Origin of the sequence: Kitasatospora sp. NPDC007106, assembly GCF_040634455.1 — a bacterium.
GTDB classification, from domain to species: Bacteria; Actinomycetota; Actinomycetes; order Streptomycetales; family Streptomycetaceae; genus Kitasatospora; species Kitasatospora arboriphila.
Map to the genome: position 1 here is coordinate 1 of NZ_JBEYFP010001158.1, position 1,566 is coordinate 1,566.

Here is a 1,566-nt window from a genome sequence, read left to right on the forward strand (position 1 = left end):
GCCACCGGGTGGGCTATCTGGCACGGCGGGCCGTGCCAGCTGGGGGGGGATGCCTGCCGGGCACGGGCCCGTGCCCGTGCCCGGCAGGGCCGCGCCGCGGTAGCGGGTGGCGGTTGACGACGGGCAGCAGAAGGTGGCGCAGAAACGGTCGGCGGCGGGCAGCAGGGCGGCGGCCTCCTACAAGGGCGCGGCAACGGCCCGGATTTCCTCGCTGTGGTCTGCTCGCCCCGGTACTCCCCCGCCGGGGTGGGTGCGGCGCGGGCGGGTCTGTCGACGCCGGTGCACTTCGGCGCATCGGCGTCGAAGTGCACCGGCGGGGCTGCCGGTTGGGCCAGGGAATCGTTCCTGTGTCTGGTCCACCGCCTGCTCGTGCTGTGATCGTGCACCGCCACGGAGCGTGCAGGGTCGAGGATCGGCCGCCGTCCGGCCTCTGCCCGGCGTTCCTGCAGCGGCGGCCGGTCTTTGCGGGCGATCGCCCCGGGGATCGGCCGCGCGGCCGCGGTCGCGGCTGTTTGGACGGCGCAGCGCGGCACGGCCAGATACCGCCCCCTCGGGGGGGCAGGGTGCTGCCGGCGCCGGGTCACGGGCTTTCGGGGAGGCCGGTGCGGGTCGGACCGGCCTCGGTGCGGTGCCGGATGGCGGCGGGGTACGGGTCGGGGTCCTGCTGGTCACGGTGCAGCCGGAAGACGTTGTGTCCGGCGAGGGTGGTGACGTCGGCGGTGGCAGTGAGGTCGCCGTCCTCGATCAGTTGCAGGACGCACTGGCGGGCGTGCTCGGTGTCCTGGCCGATGGCGCGGGCGAGGCGGCCTTGGCTGGTCGTGATCTCGGTGAGGCGCACACCGCGCGGTGTGAACAGGCCGATGACGGCCGCGGTGCCGCGGCCGTGGGTGTGGCGGCGCTCGAGGTCGGCCAGGGCCTGCCGCTCGGTGTCGTCGAGCGGGAAGACGTCGCCGGGCCGCGGCACCGGCCGCACCGGGCTCAGCACGGTGCCGGCGGGGCCCGGGGTCTCGAGCAGGACGCCGGCGGCGACCAGGAGGGTGACCAGGTCGTCCACGGTTTCGGGGGTGTCGAGGCCGTAGTGCGCGGCGTAGCGGGCGGCGGCCGCGCGGGCCCTGGCCAGTGCCGCCTCGGCTTCCTCGCGGTCCGGGTCGTCCGGGTCGTCCGGGTCGGGGAGGTCCCAGCAGGAACCGGCCAGGCCACCGGTGGCGATCGCGGCGCCGAGTTCCTCGCGGGTGGGCGGGGTCTCGGCGAATCCGGCGTACATCAGGACGACGAAGGTGGCGTGCGCGTCCAGCCGCCGCGGACGAGGGCGTTCTGGTGGGCGGCGCGGTCCTGGTCGGTCCGGGGCGGCTCGGTCAAGGGCTGCTCGGCGGCGGTGTTCGGCACGGGGGTCTCCTGCGGGTCGGCGATGTCGTACGGGTCACCGGGCCAACGACCGGGGGCCGGGCAGGGTGGCGCACAAAACGTCGGGCGCAGCCGGCCGGTCTGCGGGAGCGGGCGGCGGTGCGCGGCGCGGAGTCGGCCGCGCTGGTCGGCACCGAGACGGTCGACGGCACCGAGCTCAAG

Annotated in this window: 1 protein-coding gene and 1 pseudogene; both read right to left on the minus strand. The window is 76.2% G+C overall.

Translation table 11 applies throughout. The annotated features are described in order from the left end of the window. Window positions 1-580: 580 nt before the first annotated feature. The gene (locus ABZ641_RS36720) at window positions 581-1,264 is read right to left on the minus strand and encodes a DUF6042 family protein (RefSeq protein WP_359988887.1); all 684 of its coding nucleotides are present in this window, start codon (window positions 1,262-1,264) and stop codon (window positions 581-583) included. Further along, window positions 1,264-1,566, minus strand: a pseudogene (locus ABZ641_RS36725) (hypothetical protein); the annotation flags it as partial. The gene ABZ641_RS36720 and the pseudogene ABZ641_RS36725, both read right to left, overlap by 1 nt.